17 protein-coding genes are annotated in these 21530 nt (G+C 44.6%); 7 read left to right on the forward strand and 10 right to left on the reverse strand.

Features of this window, described 5'->3' with window-relative positions:
* Nucleotides 1–6: 6 nt before the first annotated feature.
* Both HXT32_RS05280 and HXT32_RS05285 read right to left on the reverse strand, forming a co-directional pair.
* Nucleotides 7–336 (reverse strand): DUF3039 domain-containing protein, encoded by a 330-nt coding sequence (locus tag HXT32_RS05280; protein ID WP_012913866.1) that lies wholly within the window; start codon nucleotides 334–336, stop codon nucleotides 7–9.
* Nucleotides 337–570: 234 nt separating this feature from the next.
* Nucleotides 571–1908, reverse strand: a complete 1338-nt coding sequence (locus tag HXT32_RS05285) for a nicotinate phosphoribosyltransferase (protein ID WP_012913865.1) — start codon at nucleotides 1906–1908, stop codon at nucleotides 571–573.
* A gap of 524 nt (nucleotides 1909–2432) precedes the next feature.
* Between HXT32_RS05285 and cysS the strand changes: the two genes are divergently transcribed.
* The 7 genes from cysS (at nucleotide 2433) to trmD (ending at nucleotide 9351) form a co-directional block, all read left to right on the forward strand.
* Nucleotides 2433–4070: a cysteine--tRNA ligase gene (gene cysS / locus HXT32_RS05290; protein ID WP_033888634.1), complete on the forward strand. Its 1638-nt coding sequence runs from the start codon at nucleotides 2433–2435 to the stop codon at nucleotides 4068–4070.
* 106 nt (nucleotides 4071–4176) lie between these two features.
* A complete protein-coding gene (gene ffh / locus HXT32_RS05295; protein ID WP_422118940.1) occupies nucleotides 4177–5847 on the forward strand; it encodes a signal recognition particle protein in 1671 nt (556 codons plus the stop codon).
* The gene (locus tag HXT32_RS05300) at nucleotides 5844–7019 is read left to right on the forward strand and encodes an endonuclease/exonuclease/phosphatase family protein (protein ID WP_004110263.1); all 1176 of its coding nucleotides are present in this window, start codon (nucleotides 5844–5846) and stop codon (nucleotides 7017–7019) included. Before ffh ends, HXT32_RS05300 begins: the two co-directional genes overlap by 4 nt.
* Before the next feature lie 116 nt (nucleotides 7020–7135).
* Nucleotides 7136–7606 (forward strand): 30S ribosomal protein S16, encoded by a 471-nt coding sequence (gene rpsP, locus HXT32_RS05305; protein WP_033888579.1) that lies wholly within the window; start codon nucleotides 7136–7138, stop codon nucleotides 7604–7606.
* Between the two features lie 2 nt (nucleotides 7607–7608).
* The gene (locus HXT32_RS05310; protein ID WP_004105376.1) at nucleotides 7609–7842 is read left to right on the forward strand and encodes an RNA-binding protein; all 234 of its coding nucleotides are present in this window, start codon (nucleotides 7609–7611) and stop codon (nucleotides 7840–7842) included.
* Nucleotide 7843: 1 nt separating this feature from the next.
* Nucleotides 7844–8443, forward strand: coding sequence for a ribosome maturation factor RimM (gene rimM, locus HXT32_RS05315; RefSeq protein ID WP_033888578.1), 600 nt, complete (start codon nucleotides 7844–7846; stop codon nucleotides 8441–8443).
* Between the two features lie 41 nt (nucleotides 8444–8484).
* Nucleotides 8485–9351: a tRNA (guanosine(37)-N1)-methyltransferase TrmD gene (gene trmD, locus HXT32_RS05320; protein ID WP_199172883.1), complete on the forward strand. Its 867-nt coding sequence runs from the start codon at nucleotides 8485–8487 to the stop codon at nucleotides 9349–9351.
* Nucleotides 9352–10063: 712 nt separating this feature from the next.
* Here the strand turns inward: trmD and rsmD are convergent.
* The 8 genes from rsmD to mvaD form a co-directional block, all read right to left on the reverse strand.
* Complete coding sequence (rsmD, locus tag HXT32_RS05325) at nucleotides 10064–10648, reverse strand: 16S rRNA (guanine(966)-N(2))-methyltransferase RsmD (protein WP_004110249.1); 585 nt, start codon at nucleotides 10646–10648, stop codon at nucleotides 10064–10066.
* 254 nt (nucleotides 10649–10902) lie between these two features.
* Entirely contained in the window at nucleotides 10903–12327 is a 1425-nt protein-coding gene (locus tag HXT32_RS05330) for an MFS transporter (RefSeq protein ID WP_004110247.1), read from the reverse strand.
* A gap of 118 nt (nucleotides 12328–12445) precedes the next feature.
* Nucleotides 12446–13384, reverse strand: a complete 939-nt coding sequence (locus tag HXT32_RS05335) for a nucleoside hydrolase (protein WP_033888576.1) — start codon at nucleotides 13382–13384, stop codon at nucleotides 12446–12448.
* 320 nt (nucleotides 13385–13704) lie between these two features.
* Nucleotides 13705–14853 (reverse strand): PfkB family carbohydrate kinase, encoded by a 1149-nt coding sequence (locus HXT32_RS05340; RefSeq protein WP_033888575.1) that lies wholly within the window; start codon nucleotides 14851–14853, stop codon nucleotides 13705–13707.
* 289 nt (nucleotides 14854–15142) lie between these two features.
* Nucleotides 15143–17554 (reverse strand): ATP-dependent DNA helicase RecG, encoded by a 2412-nt coding sequence (locus tag HXT32_RS05345; protein WP_103013809.1) that lies wholly within the window; start codon nucleotides 17552–17554, stop codon nucleotides 15143–15145.
* Nucleotides 17555–17657: 103 nt separating this feature from the next.
* Nucleotides 17658–17852 (reverse strand): 50S ribosomal protein L28, encoded by a 195-nt coding sequence (gene rpmB / locus HXT32_RS05350; protein WP_012913853.1) that lies wholly within the window; start codon nucleotides 17850–17852, stop codon nucleotides 17658–17660.
* Between the two features lie 128 nt (nucleotides 17853–17980).
* Nucleotides 17981–20320, reverse strand: coding sequence for a type 2 isopentenyl-diphosphate Delta-isomerase (fni, locus tag HXT32_RS05355; protein ID WP_415693577.1), 2340 nt, complete (start codon nucleotides 20318–20320; stop codon nucleotides 17981–17983).
* Nucleotides 20321–20329: 9 nt separating this feature from the next.
* Nucleotides 20330–21427, reverse strand: a complete 1098-nt coding sequence (mvaD, locus tag HXT32_RS05360) for a diphosphomevalonate decarboxylase (RefSeq protein WP_103013808.1) — start codon at nucleotides 21425–21427, stop codon at nucleotides 20330–20332.
* Nucleotides 21428–21530 lie beyond the last annotated feature (103 nt).

Below are 21530 nucleotides of genomic sequence, written 5' to 3' on the forward strand. Positions count from 1 at the left end.
AATTACTTAAAAATTAAACTTTCCTAATTCCTCGTATATGCGCTTACATTCAGGGCAAACTGGGTAGTCATTTGCTTCGTGTCGAGGAATCCACACTTTACCGCATAAAGCTACTACTGGTCGACCAGTTAAGCGCGACTCATCAATTTTGTCTTTTGACACATAGTGCGCAAAACGATCTGCATTACCACCATCATCTAGACGAGCATCTTCGTCAACTTCTGGACGTTCTAGAACAGAAGTGCTTGTGCCGGAACCAGAATCTGGATTTGCGGATTGCGAACCAGATTCCATAACAGCATCTAACGCATTATCTGCTTCTAAAGATGAAAACATATCGCATCCTTTCGTAACGCATTGTGTAACGAATTTCGTAGCGCACTAAAATTTAATTGAATTTTATTAGCAAAATCAAGCATAAAGCATTATCGCAACAAACGCTCAAAAAAGCTGTCAGAAACGCTAGTCTTTACGCATGAATTATTCGCTAATTATTCGCGAAAATTATTTGCGAATCTTATTTAGTTATTTAGTAAAGTTTAGTTTTAAAAAGATTAATTTATAGTACTTTTATAGTACTTGAATTTCTGTTGGTATTGCAGGGTCTCCGCGCATCAAACTTTGCGCAGCCAAAGGCAGTCGACGCAAAGCAGAAGCGCAATAATCCTGGGCACGTATAATCGCATCGTGACCCATAAACTGTTCGTCAGCTTCACCATCGACCATGTAATCAACTAGCAGATTTTCCCACGAATCCTTAGGCTTAAACTGAGCGAGCGCAACTTCCGAACCGGAAATCACGCGTTCGCAATCAGCTACACCGCAAGAATCGTTGCTGTAATCGTATGAACGATACGCCAACTTACGTCCAGGCACAGTCGCTTTATTCTTAGAACGCTTAGCAACAGGCTGCATTACACCATCTGCACCCTCACGCTCAGTAAGCTTATAAACCATTGCACAAGTTGGAGCACCGGAGCCGGTTACAAGCATTGTGCCGATGCCGTAAGAATCCACAGGCGCATTTTGTAAGGAAGCAAGAGCATACTCGTCCAAATCGTTAGTAACTGTAATCTTTGTGTTTTTAGCACCCAACTCGTCGAGCTGATTCCTAACGCGACGAGCCAGAGCGCACAAATCTCCAGAATCAATACGAATTCCGCCAAGATCTGGACCTGCAACTTCCACGGCTGTCTTTACAGCTTCCTCAATATTATAAGTGTCAACAAGAAGCGTAGTGCCTTTGCCAAGAGCTGCAATTTGAGAAGTGAAAGCGTCACGCTCGGTGTCGTGAACAAGAGTGAAGCAGTGAGCTGCGGTTCCGATTGCCTTCAATCCGTAAAGTTTTGCAGCCAACAGATTTGCAGTACCTTTAAAACCGCCAATAACCGCTGCGCGAGATGCAGCAACTGCAGAATATTCGTTTGTGCGACGGCCGCCCATATCCATGCAAGGACGACCTGCGGAGGCTGAAACCATACGTGCTGCGGCAGAGGCAACCGCGCAATCGTAATTAAGCACAGAAAGAAGCACAGTTTCAAGCAAAGTGCACTCACCAAAAGTGCCTTCTACCTGCAAAATTGGCGAATTCGGGAAGAACATCTCCCCCTCGCGATAACCGGAAATTTTACCGTGGAATCGGAAATTTTCCAGCCATTCAATGGTTTCTGCGCTAACAATTTTACGATCACTTAAGAAACACAAATCATCTTCCGAAAGATGGAATTTTTGCAGCTCTTCCAAAATGCGGCCCATGCCAGCAACAACTCCGTAACGACGACCTTGAGGCAAGTGGCGCGTAAAAATTTCAAAAACGCACTTGCGATTTGCAGTGCCGTCTTTAAGAGCAGCGTCGAGCATAGTGTATTCATACATGTCCGTCATAAGAGCAGATGAAATCTCAGCCATGATATTCCTTTCGTAACGAACAAAATAAAAACTAGTTACTAATTACCAATTCTTTGGGAGTGGCGTAGTACGCGCGAGTAGTTAATAAGTATTCACAACGTAACACTGGAATCATATTAGCTCTATCTACTGAGCTTGTTACTTGGCTGATACTTGGGCTGTGTGGGAAACAGCGAGCGCGACGATATACCTGAGCACTGCGCAACGGATAACGCTCCAAACGCGAGATAAGTTCCCCACATTTGGAGCGTATAACGACGATAAACGCTCCAAATGCGAGATAAGTTCCCCACATTTGGAGTGCCAAACCACAAGCTCGCACTATAAGCGCTCGCTTACGAAACTCGCGTTGGAAGTCCACTGGACTTCCAACCTAAGCGAGTTTCCGCTCCGAGTTGCTTTCGCGCGCGCTGTGCTACGCTCAAGCAGGCCGTCGCGCCAACGCGAGAAAAGTTGCGCACGTTTGGAGTAATAGACAAAGCAATGCCAAATCGCAGTATAAAGAAGCATTTATAATAGCAATTATGCTTAATAAGAGTTTGAACGAAGAGACTGCAAAAGTTACTAAAGCCGCAGAAAACCTGCACTTATACAACACGGCTTCACATTCAACGAACACTTTCGTACCTAAAAAGCATGGTCAAGTAGGCATGTACGTGTGCGGCGCAACAGTGCAAAGTTCTCCGCATATTGGTCATATTCGCGCAGCGATCGCATTCGATATAATCCGTCGCTGGATGCTGCGTTTAGGATACAAAGTCACGTTTGTTAGAAACGTCACAGATATTGACGACAAAATTATGAAAAAAGCCAACGAATCAGGGCAAAATTGGTGGGAACGAGCATATATTTACGAGCGCGAATTTACAAAATCCTACAATACTTTAGGAGTGCTTGCGCCAACAGTTGAGCCACGCGCAACAGGTCATATTACAGACATGGTTGAGCTGATTGAACGCTTAATCGAACGCGGTCACGCATATGTTATTAAAGACAATGACGGAAATCCTACTGGAAATGTCTATTTTGACGTGCCAAGTTGGGAGCATTACGGCGAATTAACGCACCAAAATCAGAACCAAAATGAAACTTGCGCAGATGAAGCCGCAGCTATCGCAGACGCGAAAGGTCCAAGCGTAGACGCTGCCGAAAACGATATTTACAATCCAACAGATCCTGCAGATGCTTCACCAGACAAACACGATCCTAGGGATTTCGCACTTTGGAAAGCACCTTGCGATTTCGATCAGCCGGATGCGCGCTGGAAAACTCCTTTTGGCGAGGGACGCCCTGGTTGGCATATTGAATGCTCTGCTATGAGCCATCGTTATCTTGGAAATGATTTCGATATTCACGGAGGCGGCCTGGATTTGCGTTTCCCTCACCACGAAAACGAAATGGCACAAACGCGTGCTGCTGGATGGGAAAGCGCCAATGTGTGGATGCATTCAGCATGGGTTACCGCCAAAGGTGAAAAAATGTCAAAATCGTTGGGAAATGGTCTTTCCGTACCAGTAGTTTTGGCAAATAATTCGGCTTGGGTTGTGCGATATGCTTTGGGAGCAGTGCAATATCGCGCAATGTTGGAGTGGTCTGACCAAGCTTTGGTGGAGTCAAAATCGGCTTATGATCGCATTATGAACTTCCTCGAGAGAGCTGACAGATTGCTTGACAAGAAGCCAACTTGCGAAGAAGTGCGCTCTGTTAACGCAGACGAGCTTCCGGAAGATTTCACTCGCGCTATGAACGATGACATTAACGTTTCTGGCGCAATCGCAGAAATATTTACTACAATTCGTCAAGGAAATACTCTTATTGACGACTGCAGCAAAGATTCTTCACAAGCACAAAGCGAAAGCGTACAAAAGCTCATATATCTCGCTGTTTTGCAAGTGCGAGCTATGTTAGATACTTTGGGCTTGGATCCTTACGCACAAACGTGGGCTTCGAACGATAATCAATCGCCTGCAGAAGGCTCAAACGGCAAGGAAAACAAAGAACACTCAGCTTTGGACTCTTTAATTACTTTGCAACTTAAAGCTAGAGCAGATGCTAGAAAAGCAAAGGATTTTGCTACTGCAGATGCTATTCGCGACGCGTTAAATAACGCAGGAATTGTAATTGTCGATACTTCGCAAGAATCATCTTGGCATTTGCAATAAACGAAAGTAACGCAAAAGCAAAAGAAAACGCGAAAGTATTAATTAGCAAATCAAGTTAGCAATTGCACTAAAGTTACGTTAGCAACAACAGGTAGAATGGAAAACTATGGCAGCATTTAGTTCGTTAACAGACCGCCTTTCCAATGCTTTTAAGCATTTGCGCAGCAAAGGCAAGCTATCAGAATCCGATATTGACGGCACAATTCGCGAGATTCGCCGCGCACTTCTCGACGCAGACGTTGCGTTGGAAGTAGTCCGCTCATTCACTGCTCGAATTCGCGAGCGCGCTCTTGGTGAGGAAGTTTCGCACGCTTTAAACCCAGCTCAGCAAGTTGTGAAAATTGTAAACAACGAGCTTACGCAAGTATTGGGCGCAGGTGTAGATAGGCAGCTTAATTTTGCGAAGTATCCTCCAACTGTAATTATGCTTGCAGGTTTGCAAGGTGCGGGTAAAACTACGCTTGCTGGAAAGCTAGGCTACTGGCTGAAGGATGCAGGCCATACTCCTTTGCTTGTAGCAGCAGATTTGCAACGACCTAATGCAGTCACGCAGCTGCAAGTTGTTGGCGAGCGCGCAGGAGTTCCTGTATTTGCTCCAGAAAAGGGCGTACAAACAGGCGGAAGTGCGATTTCTTTGCCATGGTTCACTAAAGGCGACCCGGTTAAGGTTGCGCGCGATTCTATTAATTATGCGCGCGAAAAAATGTATGACACTGTGATTATTGATACCGCAGGTCGTTTGGGTGTTGACGAAGAGCTCATGAAGCAGGCACGCAATATTCGCGATGCCGTGCAACCGCAAGAAGTGCTGTTTGTTATTGACGCAATGATTGGTCAAGATGCTGTTCGCACTGCTCAAGCTTTTAACGATGGCGTAAACTTTACCGGCGTTGTGCTTTCTAAGCTTGATGGCGACGCTCGAGGCGGTGCTGCACTTTCGGTTGCAAGCGTTACTGGAAAACCGATTTTGTTTGCCTCTACAGGTGAAGGTTTGAAGGATTTTGAAATCTTCCATCCTGATCGAATGGCTTCACGCATACTCGATATGGGCGATATTTTGACGCTTATTGAGCACGCACAGAAGCAGTTCGACGAAGAAGAATCACGCAAGGCTGCTGCAAAAATAGCTGAAGGCAGCTTTGGTTTGGATGATTTTTTGGAGCAGCTTCAGCAAGTTCGTAAGCTTGGCTCAATGAAGAAGCTTTTGGGTATGATGCCTGGAATGGCTGCCCACCGTCAAGAGCTTGAGCAGTTTGACGATAAGGAAATTGACCGCACTGAGGCGATTATTCGCTCTATGACTCCTCAAGAGCGTAGAAATACAAAGATTATTGACGGATCTCGCCGCGCGAGAATTGCTGCCGGATCAGGTGTGAGCGTTTCGCAAGTTAATGCACTTTTGCAACGTTTCGAACAGGCTGCAAAAATGATGAAGCGAATGAGCGGTGGAGCTGGAATGCCTGGTATGGGCGGCATTCCTGGATTCGGTGGAGCCGGCAGTAAGTCGAAGCGCAAAGACAAGAAAGGCAAGAAGAAGGTCGGAAAGTCCGGAAATCCAATGCGCAGGGAAGCTGAAGAGCGCGCGTTGCGTGAGCGTCTTTCTGGCGAATCTACTAGCGACGATGTTGCAGGTTCTGCTTTTGCAAAGCCACAGCAACCAAATCTTCAGAATCTTCCTGAAGGACTTAAGGAACTTATGAATTCCGAAGACGCAAATCAAGATAATCAACTGCCACCTAACTTTGGCGGCGGATTAGCTGGCTTATTCGGTCGATGATTTTAGTATTGGCGTTTTTGTGGGTTATATTTGTGCCGCTTCTTTTGTGGCAGCTGATGCGTTGGCTGCCAGCAGGTGCGGATAAATATAACCCACTTCCGTATGTTATTGCGTTGCTTCCACTTGCAACTTACGTTGTGGGAGCACTGTTTTTGTGTAATTTTGGCGCTTTTTTGCTGTATACATGCTGCGCAGAGAAAGTAACGAAATCGCTTAATTTAGCACAATCTTACGCGAAATCTTACGGATATTTATGCGTTGCTTACGCTGCGCTATTTTTGATTTCGCTTAAGTCGCATACGCCGTACTGGTTTGAAAGATTGCGTAGGTTGCACGAAAGCAAATCGTCGCGCAAAAGCTGCAAGGAACGGCATCAAGAAATACGCGTGATGACTCTTAACTGCAGATACGGAAAAGCGAGTGCATCCGAAATAATAGAAATAACGAAAAAATATCACGTAAATACGTTACTTTTACAAGAATTAAGCGAGTCTTTAGTAAAAAATCTTGAAAAACTTGGAATATACGAAATTTTTCCAACTTCGTGCGTAGGTGCGCAAAGTGAGCATAATAACGGCGGATTCAACGCTATTTTTACGCAATATTCCGCGATTTCTACTTGCAATAATTCCGTAAAAATTGAAGCTGCAAGCGTACCAAGCGTTACAACTTGCTTAGATTTTGGTGCAAATGAAAAAGTTTTGGTGAAATTTGCTTCTGCACATCCAAAGTCACCGATGCGTGGGTGTGCTGCTTGGAGTAATGGAATTCGCGCACTTGCGACTATTGATTCTACTACTGATTCTTTCGCCGATTGCACTAACGAATGCGCTGACGAATCTACTTCGAAAACTTGCGATTTAGCAACTCTTACTATTGTTACTGGCGATCTTAATTCCACAGTCGACCACCCAAGCTTTCGCTCGCTTTTGAAATACGGATTTACAGACGTTGCGCTTTCGCTTGGAAAGCGTCTACGCACATGGCCTACATGGCTTAAGTGGCCAAATCTTACACTTGACCATGTGCTATTTTGCGCAAAAAACTGTAAATCTAACGCACTATGGCAAAAGAATGTAGTTGTCGACGGCACTGATCACTTAGCATACATCGCAGCAATCGGCCTACAATCACTAGATAAAAACGTCCAAGCGCGCAGGCATAATAGATAAGTTATTCGCGTGAATCGGCGCCCTCTTCCCGACCACGTGAGGAACATGTGGAAGCTCGCAAGGAGTGCCCCACACCCGAACGAAATTCCACGACTCTAGTTATAAGGAGAGCCATTTTGGCAACCAAGATTCGTCTTAAGCGATTGGGCAAGAAGTTCTATGCCTTCTACCGTGTAGTCATTTCTGATTCACGCAACAAGCGCAACGGTCAGTCCATCGAAGAGATCGGCGTTTACGATCCAAACAAGCAGCCATCTATGATTCAGATTGATTCTGAGCGCGCACAGTACTGGCTTGGCGTTGGCGCACAGCCAACCGAACCAGTGTTGAAACTCTTGAAGATCACTGGTGACTGGCAGAAGTTCAAGGGTCTCGACGGTGCCGAAGGCACGTTGAAGACTTCTGAAGCTGGTCCAGACGCACAGGCTCGCGTTGAAGCTGTTGAAGCTGAAGCTCAGAAGCTGAAGGCCGCTAAGTCTGAAGCCGCTGCTAAGGCTCAGGCTGCAGCTGAAGCCGCTGCAAACGAAGCCGAAGAAGCCCCAGCTGAAGCTGCGGAAGCTGCCGAAGCCGAGGAAAAGGCTGAGTAATCATGCTGGCTCAAGCTGTTGAACATCTCATTAAGAACATCGTGGATTTTCCAGATGACGTGTCGGTACGTTCTCACGAAAATGCTCGCGGCGAATTGCTTCGAGTACGCGTGAATCCTGAAGATATTGGTCGCGTTATTGGACGCAATGGTCGTACCGCTAATGCAATTCGCATTGTTGTGCAAGCTTTGAGCAACCACAATGTGCGCGTTGACATTATGGACGTACGTAAGTGAGATGAACGTGGCATTAGACCAACAATCTTTTGACAACCCTCAGCAAAGTCGTAATGACCTGCTGAGGGTTTGTCGTATCGGTAAAGCCCAAGGTTTAAAAGGCGAAGTTACTGTACAAATTTTTACAGATGAGCCTTACGAACGTTTTGAGCCAGGAAATGTATTGTGCACTGCAGACGGCGAGCGCGAGTTCGTTATTGAGAACGCAAGAACATTCAAAAATCGTTGGATTTTACTATTCGAAGAATCACAAAATCGCAACGATGCGGAAGCACTTAATGGCACTGAATTGTATGTGCATGCGGAAGATGCGCAAGAACTTGCTGCCGAAAATGCTTGGTATATTAAGGATTTGGTCGGTTTGCAAGCGCGTTTGTGCGAAGAAAATCAGCTTGGGCTTACTCCTAAAATTATTGGAAAAGTCGTGGATGTGCTCGACGGCGCGCAATCGTTACTGAAAATCCGTTTAGATCATCCGGTTGACGAAGAACATAAAACAGCGCTCGTGCCATTTGTTGAAGCTATTGTGCCGGAAGTTGACGTTGCAAACGGGTATTTGACTATTAATCCTCCTGGCGGTTTAATTCCGGGGCTTTCGTAGTTTTCATAGTTTTATCAGTTTTCGTAGTAGAGTGCCTTATGATGGACATCGATATTATTTCCGTATTCCCAGAATATTTTCGCATGCTAGACCTAAGTTTGTTAGGCAAAGCGCAAAATAATGGTTTATTGCAAATTCGCGCATACAATTTACGCAAATGGACTCACGATGTGCATCAATCTGTTGATGACACGCCGGTTGGCGGTGGTGCTGGCATGGTTATGAAACCTGAGGTTTGGGCGGAATGCTTAGACGAGCTGCTTAGCTTGCCAAAATCTGAAGTAAAAAATACGTGCGATACGTGCGATAGTTGCGAAGAAGCAAAAATCGCGACTAATAAAATAGACTCAACTAAACCAATTCTTATATTCCCGAACCCTTCTGCCCCACTATTTACGCAAAAAGACGCAACAGAATTAAGCAACGCAAATCATTTAGTATTTGGATGCGGCAGATACGAAGGCTACGACGCTAGGATTCCAGAATATTACCGAGCGCAAGGAATTGACGTACGCGAGTATTCAATTGGCGATTACGTGCTAAATGGCGGAGAAGTTGCAGTAAGCGTTATGCTTGAGGCAATTACACGCTTAATCCCGGGGTTTATGGGAAATCCTGAGTCGATTGTTGAAGAGTCGTACACAGGCTCGGACGCACTTTTGGAACACCATCAATACACGCGTCCAACTACTTGGCGCGGTATAAGCGTTCCGGAAATACTCACTTCCGGAAATCACGCCAAAGTTGATCGTTTTCGTCGAGATGAAGCTATATCTCGTACAAGCGAAATTCGACCTGACTTGATTAAAAAATTGGACTGCCACAAGCTAGATAAATCGGATCGAAAAACGCTTATGTCGCTCGGATGGGAAGTTTCCGGCGAACATCCGCGCAAAAACTCGCGCTAGCAGCAAAAGCCGGAAATACTCCGACAACAGTATTGCTATGCTAGCGTTAATTACTTGTTGATTAGAGAACACTAACATTATTTCTGCCGCACGCACAACACAAAATCTCTCCACCATAACACCACCACCTGTTTAGTACGCTAACTTCAATGTACTAATATTCGTGTGGTAGAGATTTGAGATTTTTCGCACTGAGCGCGGCGAACGTCAGAGCCGCAGGCTGCTGATTCGCCAAGCGAAGAAGAAAAATCGAAAAATCTCTGCGATAAGGCACGGTTATTAACGATTAAACACGCAGAGTTTGGGGGATTTCTCTACGAGCACTAAAAGAGGACTGGGCGCATTGACTTGCCGGAGCGCTTAAAGCGTAGCGCGCGGAGGCACTTCAATGCGGAAACTCGCTTAAGTTGGAAGTCCAGTGGACTTCCAACGCGAGTTTCGCAAGCGAGCGTAATAAAACGCGAGCGTATCGTTAAAAAACGTTTAAGAATAAAGCGCCCGAAGGAACGCTCGCGCGGTCTAGGTGCGCTCGCTACTGAGCTTGCGTTGAAAGCACACCGTGCTTTCAACTTGAGCAAGCTCACGCTCCGAGTTGCTTTCGCGCGCGCAATGCTGTGTGAAAGCAGGTCGTCGCGCATGCGAGGAAAGAAATCCCCCGAAACTCGCGCCACATCCTGAGTACAAAAACAGATTGTAACGAAGCCGAATCAGATCAATCGCGCTTAGACTGAATAAACAACACAGAAGTTTCTCCGTAATTACGCGTATCAAACAGCTCCCAGCCCTCAGGCATAGTCGGCAAAACACTTCGCGCGCTACGCTCCAACACAATCAACGTATCCGCAGAAACGCTCGCAACTCCGCTCGCAATCATCGAAGCCAATAAACTTTCGCAATCCGCAGTTTCGTAAGCATAAGGCGGATCAATAAAAACCAAGTCAAACGCTTCCCCACTATAATCCGCAACGAACTGCTCCGCGCGCTTTCGAAGAACCCTCATAGAAAGCGCAGAATCCCAAGCCTTTGAACTCTGCAACGCTTTCGACGTACGAAGTATCAGCGCAGCCGCTTGCGAATTTGCTTCAACAGAAACAAGCTCACGCGCGCCACGAGATAGCGCCTCAACTCCTAACGCACCTGTGCCGGCGAATAAATCAAGAACGCGAGCATTGTGCATAACATCCCACGAATCGAGCCTAGAAAATATCGCTTCTTTCGTGCGATCTGTAGTAGGTCTTGTACACGACTGCGCTGAAGTAAGCGGCAAAGATTTAAAACGTCCAGCAATAATGTGCATTCTTCTAGCTTATCCTCCCCCTCCCGACAGTCATTGTTACTCAATGCGATTTTGTGATTATTTAGTATTGTCTATGAGTTTTAAACACATTTGTTGGAGAATTTACTGGCATTTGTTTTCGGTTTCGATACTCGCTTTACAGCTGTGTAAAGGAAGTGTCGCGCGCAGAAAGCAAAAAGCGGCAAAGCATAGGAAATCCTAGCTTTACCGCTTAATTTTATTCACTTAAGATTACGCAAACTCACGCGTCAATCTTACTTATTTACTTCTTCAGGATTCGGGATTAAGAAGGAGCAAGCAAACGCAAGCGCAAGTAACACAATGCCCGCAACCATCGAAGCCATGTATCCGCCTGTTGCACCATTAGTTCCTGCAACATTCGTCATCACAGCGTAAAGAATTGCAAAGCTTAAGCCAGCACCCAAGTTAAAAGCACCAGCGTTCATGCCTGGCAAGTATCCTGGATTATCCTTTGGAGAAAGCACAATACCAAGTCCGTTAAGCATAATGTTTGCAACACCTGCGTAGCTTACGCCCAAAGCCAGCGAAAGCGCAACCAAAGACCACACCGATGGATTATTAGCAACATACATACCAAACACAACGCCAATCACACTGACAATAATGCCAGCACGAAGTACCAAACGGTAACCAAACTTGGCAGCCAGCATACCAGCCACAGGCCCAAACAAGAAGCCAATAATTGCGTAAGGCGTCAACGTTGCAAAGCTCACCACGTCAGCACCCAAGCCAGCACCAAACTTAGCATCCTGAGCAAGCTGCGGCACTACACCATTCATCAAAGCAAAAACACCAGTCATGGTAAGCAGCGTGCAAGAAAGCAAGCCCCACGTGCGACGCTGCTTCATGTAATGCGTCGAAACCAAAGGAGCAGCAATCTTTCCTTCAATTCTCCAGAAAATCGCGAAGAAGATTACAGCCACTACCACAAGGCCTGCAACCATAGTCAAGTTAGCATTTGCAAGCTTATCAATTTCATTAATAGCAAGATATGCTGCAAGGAACGCAATACCAAGCGTCACAACGCCCAACCAATCCATCTTTGAAGTTTCCTCCGCATAAGATTCTTCAGCAGCAACAATCACCATAATCACTGCCGCTACAGCAATACCTGCCATAGTCCAGAACACCGAACGGAAACCAAACTTTCCAGCAAGCCAACCGCCAAGCAACGCATCAACGCCAGCAATACCACCGTTTACAGATGTCAAAATTGCCATTAGCTTTGCGTAACGCTTTTCTTCAGTTACGCGCACGCGAAGCATAATCAAGCACATCGGCACTACAGGACCAGAAGCACCCTGCAAAATACGTCCAAGCATCAAAATATTCACATCTGGAGCAAGCGCAGACACTACGCAGCCCGCAATCGTTGAAATCAAAATGCCAATAAGCACCTTCTTACGACCGACTAAATCAGATAAGCGCGGCAAAAACAGTGAGAATAAAGCAGCAGCAGTAAAGAACACTGTTTGAGTTAAGCCGATTTGCGTATCGGTTGCGTGAAGCTCTTTTGTCATTGTTGCTAATGCTGGAGAAAGCATTGAAGCGTTGAGCTGGAAAGCAAAAATAGCAACGAGTAGCGCCGTCATTAACGCAACAATTGATCGCCCACCCTTGTCTAGCATGGAAGGCGTTGGAGATGAAACTTCAGTCATAATAGCCTCATATCAAATTTCGTATAAATTTTATTTTCGCGCAACTTTGCCGCTTTATTTTCTTTCGGTAAATTTGCAGTATTGTTGCGCAAAATATCGTGAATAATTCTAGTACAAATCAGCCGATACGCTTCAGCGCGTCAATAATCAAATCCCAGAATTTATCGAAATCAAGTTTGGTTGCAACTTGCGTATGGCATTCTTCTGCGGATGGTTCTGGTCCGCGCAAATCTGCAACGGTCATACCAACTGTTAATTCGCCCTTAATTTCAACGTCTACAGGGCAGCGACGAGTAGCCACCACACTGTGGTCAATCAAATAAGCAATCGTGCAAGGATCATGAACTGGCGGATCAATAAAGTCTTGATTATCCTTATACGCTTTACGGAAGAAGTCCATCAAACCGCTAGCAAACGCAGAAAGAGGCGTGCCAATAGCATTAATCTTTGCTTGCACTTCAGGAGTGCAAAGTGCCTGATGTGTCAAATCAAGACCGACCATAGTAATAGGCCAATCCTCATTAAACACAACATGCGCAGATTCTGGATCAACCTTAATATTAAACTCAGCAACCGCGCTCCAATTACCAACGTGATATCCGCCGCCCATGAGCACAACTTCCTTCACACGTCTTACGATTCGTGGCTCAAGGCGCACTGCCATAGCAATATTGGTGAGCGGACCAGTTGGTACAAGCGTAATCGTGCCAGGTTCGTTGCTCATAATCGTATCAATAATCCAATTTACAGCGTGGCCTTCGTCCAATGGTCGCGTTGGTTCTGGAAGCGTTACGCCGTCTAAGCCGCTTTCGCCGTGCACGGAAGCCGCAACTTCCAGAGGGCGGACCATTGGTCGGTCGCAGCCTGCGTGAACTGGAATGTGAGTTGCACGAGCCATTTCGAGAGTTGCACGCGCATTATACGTGACTTTTTCAAGGCTTTGGTTGCCGCCAACTGTAGTTACGCCGAGCAACTCAATATTTGGGTTACCAAGTGCCAACAGAATAGCCATGGCGTCATCATGGCCAGGATCGCAATCTAGGATGATTGAAGTCATCATTACTCCTTCGTAGATAACTAACTTCTTGTTAATAACTTACGTAAATAGTTTTCAGTTATTTTTGCTATTACGTTTGCTACTAACTGCTGTTAATTTATGCGTAAATTGCTCTATGATCCATGCTCGTACGCCACTACGCATTTCGCTGCACATACGCTCCATTGCATCATACAACACTAATTACCTAACATTTGTTTATATAACTAAACAAATGACTAATAACAAGTATAGCAGACCTACTATTGTATGCAAGAAAAATTTACAAGATTAATTCGTAAATTAAATAAAAGAAATAAAATCAGCGCAAAAAGCACTAATTAAATGCGCTCATGAATATTCGTCATGCGTTGAGAAATAAGTTCTGGATTAAACAACTCATGTACAGGCTGCATAGATTCAGTATTCAAAGCTGCAGCAGCAACCGCAAATCTGCCAGTTTTTGAAGAATCAAATTCGTTATATCGCGCGTAAATAAGCGCCGCAGTAGCAGCATCGCTAGAACCGTTGTCGTTGCCGACTGCTTCAACACCAACATTGCTATTTCCGCGAGTTAGCATCATTCTCTGGACGCGCTTAACTGGGACAGGATAGAACGACACTCCCTCATCTGCAACACCATAAGCAACTCCTGCGCGACCGGCATTTACAAATACACGTTTTACTCCACGCTTGAGAAGCACATTCGCACAGCGAATTGCAGAACGCTCGTCAACAGCATTAACGCCAGTTAAAGCCTGCGATTCAGCAGTATCTAAAATAAGAGTGTCAATACGAGACAATCTAGAAAGCACTCGAGGAGCTTTTGCATCCGTAATTGCACGAACAACAATAGGACGGCGATAACGGTCACATAGCCACTCAATTGACTTTTGCGGAATATTAGTATCCAACACCAAAATATCAGCATTTTCAATAATGGACATGCGCTCACGCAAAAAATCAGGAGTCATATGGTCGTAAATACTCATATCGTCTAAAGCAAGCAAACGCTGACCAGAAGCGTCACCAACATACATGTACGAAGCAGTCATCGACTCAGGAAGTTGCTTCGCATAACCAATATCTAAGCCGTTTGCAGCAGCATCAATGCGGAAAAGCTCTCCGTTGTGATCGCCACCGTAGACAGAAACCATGCTTGTGCGAATATTAAGACGTTCCAACGCGACTGCAATATTCCTTCCAACACCGCCTAGCATATAGCGCACACGGGAAGCATTAGACGTGTAATCCATCAAATCTCCGCAAGCAATGCCAAGAACATCCATGCTAATTCCGCCAACAACAGTCACATAACTTGGAGGAGTAACAATATATCCCTTACCTCGTAAATATCCTTTGCGAATTAAATTGGAAATATGAGCAGCCACACCTGAACGAGTAATTCCTGCGAGATTTGCAAGTTCCTGTTGGCTAATCATCGGGTTTTGTTGAATCCAAGTCAAGATTTGTTGTTCGCGTTCGGTCATTGTCGCCTCATCTCTATTGTGATTACAAATGATGCCTACTATCTAGGATATTCACAATTCTCATAATATGCACGTAAATTTATGTAATTTTGTTGTTTTTTTATATTATATCCAACAAAAGTTGATATTAATTATCAATTAAAAATAGTTTCTTACCGTATTTTTTACTAAATTAAGTGCATAAATATGCAATAATTTTTTCTTTATACTTTTTTTATAGGATAATTTATTCATACAATATTGTAATCTTTATAAGATATTTTGCGCGCAAATTCAGAACTTTAGAATTTTAATTGCTTACGATTTGCGCACTTCCACCTCTCGTAAAATCAAGCACTGCACCTGCAAGATACGGCAACGAAACAAGATGAGTGTCTTTTTGCAAAGTCTCCAACGCATCTTCACGAGCCATAGCGATAATCTTTGCATCCTTAACAACTCGCAAAATCTTCAAACTCGAGCGACCACCCGACTGCTTATCGCCAAGAACATCGCCAACATTGCGCAATTCCAAATCTTTCTTAGCAATTACGGCACCATCTAGCGAATTTTCAACAACTTGCAAACGTTCTTGAGCAAGACTTCCATCCTCAGTTTGCGCAACCAAAAATGCCCAAGAATTCGTGCCACCACGCCCAACACGTCCACGCAACTGATGCAATTGCGCAAGACCAAAACGATCCGCGTCAAAAATCACAATGCAACTCGCTTGAGGCACATCAACACCGACCTCAATAACCGTTGTAGCTACAAGAACTTGCACATCTCCGCGCGCAAAACGTTCCATCGTTTCGCGTTTCGTAGCATCATCGTCGCGACCAGTAAGCTTAGCAAAAGTAACGCCTTTAAATTGCGGCAAAGCTGAAAGCCGCTTCAAAATGCCGTTAACTGTATGAAGTTTGCGCAAAGAATCTGCGTTATTTTCTTCAGATTGATTAGATTGCACAGATTGCGAAACATCTTCAAAACCTTCAGATTCATCGCTATCAAAATCCCTACCAAAATTACTAACAGAAGCACTACCAGAATCCCTACCAGAATCCTCATTAAAATCATCATCAATATGCGCGCAAACAACATACGCACGCTCACCTGCATCAATGCGAGCACGAATATGCGCAAACATTCTCGCCATAGTATTCGCATCCGATTCTTGCACAACAAAAGTGCGAATAGGTTTTCTACCTCCAGGCAGTTCAGTTAAATACGAAGCATCCAAATCACCGAACCACGTCATAGCAGCAGAGCGCGGAATAGGCGTTGCAGTCATTACTAAAAGATGCGGTGTAAAAGACTTTTCAGCACTATTATGCGAATCTACGCTCATTTTGCGCAACAAAACATCGCGCTGCTCAACACCAAAACGATGTTGCTCGTCAATAATTACCAAAGCTAAATTAGTCGGCTTAAAAGTCGACGAGAACGCTGCATGAGTTGCAACAATAAGCGAAGGCTCTCCACTTGCCACACTCGCTAGCGCACGTCTGCGATCCGCAAGTCTCATGCCGCCAGTTACGACGATTACAGGCACTTTTAGATTCGCGCGCGCAATCATTTGGCGCAAATTTTCGGCATGTTGAGACGCCAGAACTTGAGTAGGAGCCACAAGCACAGCCTGATAGCCTGATCCAACTGCCTCGAGCATTGCAGCGAGCGCAACAACTGTTTTTCCGGAACCAACTTCACCTTGAAGCAAGCGACGCATCGGATGGTGCTCACGCATGTCACGTACAATCTCATCAATTACATCTTTTTGACCTGCAGTAAGCTCAAACGGCAAACTTTCCACAAATTCATTTCTTATAAGAGAATTATTACAAGATTTTGCTTGATTATCTTTAGAATCTTCACGAGATCGCAATACAGCTACTTGGGAAATAAAAGCTTCTTCATAGCGCAACGAGTCAACAGCTTTATAAAATTCGTCAACTGATTGCGGATTATGAATTGAGTATATTGCTGACGCTCTAGTCATGAGGTTACGTTTTTTTAGCACTGATTCAGGCGTAATATTTGGGATTTGCAGGGATTCAGTAGCGCAAGCTGCGGAAGATGCGGAAGATGCAGAATCTTCAGAAAGTGCAGACAGCATAGAAAGTATTGTTTCGTGAATATGCTCACTAGAGATTCGCGAATTTGCATGATACACGGGCATAGGAGCGCTCATACGCGCCAAACCATCTTCCACGCTTCTTACAGTATCGCGAGATTGATGCAAGCTATCGCTTTCTTCTGCAGCAGATACAGTAAGAATTTGAGGATGCGTAAATTGCAATTTACCATTAAAAGCGCTAGACATGCCGCCAACAACAACCATTTCGCCAACATGCATCTTTGCGGAAAGCCACTGAGCGTATTGACGATTTTTAGAAAAATAAATAAGCTGAGCTACCACTTGCATATCTTGCAAAACGTTAATTTCGATTCTAAAACCGCGACGAGCGTTCATAGGCACAACGTTAATTGACTGAACTTGCGCATAGAAAGCCACTTCTTCGCCAATTTTTACATCTTTTAAGTTCGCAATTCTCAGTGGACTTGTGACTCTAAATGGGTAGTAAGTTAGCGCGTCTTTGACTGTGACTATGCCCAAAGATTTTAATGCAGAAACGCGTCGCTTATTGCTGATTATTGCACAAAGCGAAGTATGCATTTTGGCTGAGTTCGTGGGCGTATTTAGCATATTTCGATTATAAATCATTCGCAATCAGGAATATAACGTGCGCACGAAAAAATATGCAAATACAAAAAAGCCCCGAGCAACACTCAGGGCCTTACAATTTAAACGCAATACAATGCGCGAATCACGCCTCAACGCGCTGAACCTTGCCAGCCTTAATGCATTTCACGCACACACGAAGGCGAACGTTCTCGCCATCAATGGTGGTGCGAACCGGCTGAAGGTTCGGGCGGAAGGTGCGCTTATTGCGGATATGCGAATGTGAAACAGTGAAACCAGTCTGAGGTCCCTTGCCACATACTGCGCAACGAGCTGCCATAATTGGACTCCTATTTTCTTTGACTTGCAAGTCTTGCGTCATTCAAACACACGAACTACTTACGCAAATTACTTACGCACATTGCATAAACAAATAAGCACGCTTGAACGCACAACTACACAAGTATATCACTTACCAAGACAATCCGCGCGCACGAACTCAGTCTTTTCTTGTAAATCCTTGACTGTCTTGCATCCAAGAAGAGCCATAATCACCCTAATTTGCTTCTGCCAGTTATCAATTTGCAAAGAAAGCGCATCCTCACCTTCATGCATAAGCGTATGCAAAAACTCGCCAGCGACACCAACTGCAGAAGCACCCAAAGCCAACGCACGCACAACATCCAAAGGCGTGCGAACTCCTCCACTTGCGAAAACTTCCATATTTTTTAACGAATCACACTTGCGTATGTCAACCAGCGACTCAACAGTAGTAAGACCCCAATCAGCCAAATAATCACAGTCGCCTAAGTTCCTGCGAGCATTCTCTATTGTTACAAAATTAGTTCCGCCACGACCAGAAACATCTACAGTGCGCACTCCAACATCTTTAAGACGATGAACATCTTTAGCAGAAATTCCGCATCCAGTTTCCTTCACAATCACAGGCACGCTTAGTGCTTCGCACGCACTGACAATAGACTCAATATTGCACAACCAATTTCGAAAATCGCGATCGCCTTCTTGCATAACCAACTCTTGTGCAGCATTTAAATGCACTTGTAACGCATTCGCATGAATCATGTTTACAGCACGCAATGCATCAGACGCACTAGTTCCAGCGCTAACATTTGCCATCACAAATCCATGTGGATTTTCGCTTCTTATGACACTGAAAGTGCTGAGTAAAGTTTCGTCTCGAAGAGCAGCACTCAAAGATCCACTCGCCATAGCAACAGAATTTTTTGCAGCAACTCTAGCAAGACTTGCATTCACTTTTTTAGCAGCATCACTTCCGCCGGTCATTGCGTTAATATATATCGGCGAGCACCAATGCACAGAATCGCATACTTCGCTTCCTAGCACGTTCACGCTAGCGTCAATTTCTTCAAGCGCAACTTGCGGCAAAGCATTCGGCACAAAACGCACTTTGTCAAAATCTGAATCTGCACGAGTTTTATACTGCTTGTCCGCAAGCGCAATATGCGCGTCTTTGCGGTTTTGTATTGTGCAAGATTGAGCAGATTGTGCATTAGGTTCGCGACTCTTAACAAACGCGTCTAATACAATATTTTCAGAAGGCTTACCAGTTCCAAAAATTTCCGTAACATCAATATTCAATGGCTTTATTCCATTGGCTTCCCAAGTAGATTTCATAGTTTCAATCACATTATTGTCATAAATTGTCGACAGCGCAATTGCACAATCTCCCCCGCCTGCGCCGCTAGTTTTTGCAGGAATACCGGCACAAGTCGCAATTTCAATAAATTTTGTAAGTTCATGTGTTTCGATAACAGTTCCAGTAAGAGCACTTAATTTTTGTAACAACGCACGATTTTGAGCAAAACCGCTAGAAATTTCGCTTATTTCAAACTTTTCAATTGCGCGCGCAAGTTTTTGCACGCAAATCTCACTTTGTTTGCAAAAATCTTCGTAAGTAAAAAGTTGATTTTTATTGTCAAAAGCACTAGTTTCGACGCTACTTTCCGTACTACCTTCAGCACTAGTTTTAACGCTACTTTCTACGCTACTTACTAGCTTTGCGCTAGACGCAGGAGAACCAGTCCACCCGACTAAAAGTTTTAGCGACTTATCTACATTTAAACGCTTAACTTCCAGTCGTGGCCACTTTTTGTACAACAACTCACCGAAATCAGAGCATCCGGATTTTACTAGCGTCAGCTCAGCTTCAAGCCACTCTCGGTTATACGCGCGATACATAATCCAACCGCCATAAGAGCTGGCAGCAACATCTCCACCGCTTCCGGATTTTTTAACACTCGACGACGCAATCAATGCTAGCTTGCAAATTTCTGGAGTCGAAAGATTCAAATCATACCATTTGCACAACGCGCGGATAACTGCAACAGTTACTGCAGCAGAAGATCCAAGACCGTATTTTCTACCAGTTTTTACATCATCAAGTTCGCTAAAAATATGCACATTGTAACTTTTTCGGTTAATATTTGGCGCACATTTCTCACTAGCATAAGCGTCGACTACGCCCATTGCAGCGAGCACATAAGCATATTTTCCGTCGTTTTGTATTTCAATACTTCCGTCGGATGCACGCGCCCAAAGAAGCGGTTTATATTTTTCAGCATCTGACGTAATCACACCACAATAATTTCTGCTACTAGGCGCATTTTTCTGCAAATTTTCGCGTAACTCTTCGTTTAAGGTTTCATCACTTATGCTAACTGTTACATAACGATTAACAGCAGCAACAATTGCAGCACAGCCGTCAACAACAGCATACTCGCCAGCAATATAAAGCTTTCCTGGGGCACTAGAGCGCACTTGAGTCATATTATCCGCCTATTTTAAACTCGTACTCACCGTCACAGCGTCACCTGGCAGCGCAATCGCAAATTTCGGCTCGCAATATTCTGTATTACAAAAAACGCTAGAATTACGTAAACCATCCTCAACTCGCGAGCGCAACTGACACATCGCACGATAAGCATCATCTCCAGAAGTAAGCACCTTCACATTTGGACCAGCATCCATCGTAGACCACACCAGCCAACCATCTTTTCGCATATTTTTAACCGCTTCAAGCACAATATGCGTGCTGCTAGTTAAATAATTCACCGACGGAACAGCATTATGCATAGTTTCGTGCATTCCAAAAGCATTGCGTTCAACAACCTCACCCAATTGCTCAATATCTGCTCGCTTAATTGCGTTTTTAGCAATTTCAAGATCGTCTTTCGACTGCTCAACCCATTGCATATACGTTGGCGAAGTTTCAACCGTTCTGCGCATCGCTTCTCGGCTAGAAATCGGCTTTTTGCTATCGTCCAAAGTAACAACAATCATAGCAAGGTTTAAATTTTTAAGCGCAACTTGTGCGTTTTCAATAGGCTCTGCGTAAGATGTTTCGTCGTCGCAACCTGCATGCCAAATTGAAAGTCCTCCAAAAATCGAACGACAAGCTGAACCAGAACCACATCTTGCAAGTCTAGAAAGTTCTCGTGGAGTTAGGTTTAATCCAGCAGCGTACGAGGCAGCAGACGCAAGAGCTGCAAAACCAGACGCGCTCGATGCAAGACCGGCAGCAGTTGGCACAATATTATGCGAAATAACGCTTGCTTTCGTTGAAATTCCTGCAATTTCACGCACCAAATCGAGCATAGCGACTACGCGACGAAAAGGTTTTGCAGACGGCGAAATCTTTTCATTATCTAAAGTAAAAGTATCTTGTTCAAGATTATTCGCAAAACTTACGCTTGTAGTTGTAAACAAATCCGAAAGGGTGAGCGAAAGCGAGGAAGTATAAGGCAAAATCAGCTTTTCATCGCGCTTACCCCAATACTTAATCAGCGCAATATTCGCGTTTGCTTTAGCAAAAGCTGAGTTGGGTGAAAGACTAGCGTCAAACGTTATTTTTGGCTGAATTTCAACATTTTGCATACTGTTCCTTTTGCGGCAGATACGTAATTCTCGTTTGTTAATGTGCTAGTCAATGTTTTAGCAAAACAGTGCGCACAAGCTTCTTTTCTTTAAATAACTGTAA

Source organism: Gardnerella sp. DNF00747, from assembly GCF_049262675.1.
GTDB classification, from domain to species: Bacteria; Actinomycetota; Actinomycetes; order Actinomycetales; family Bifidobacteriaceae; genus Bifidobacterium; species Bifidobacterium swidsinskii.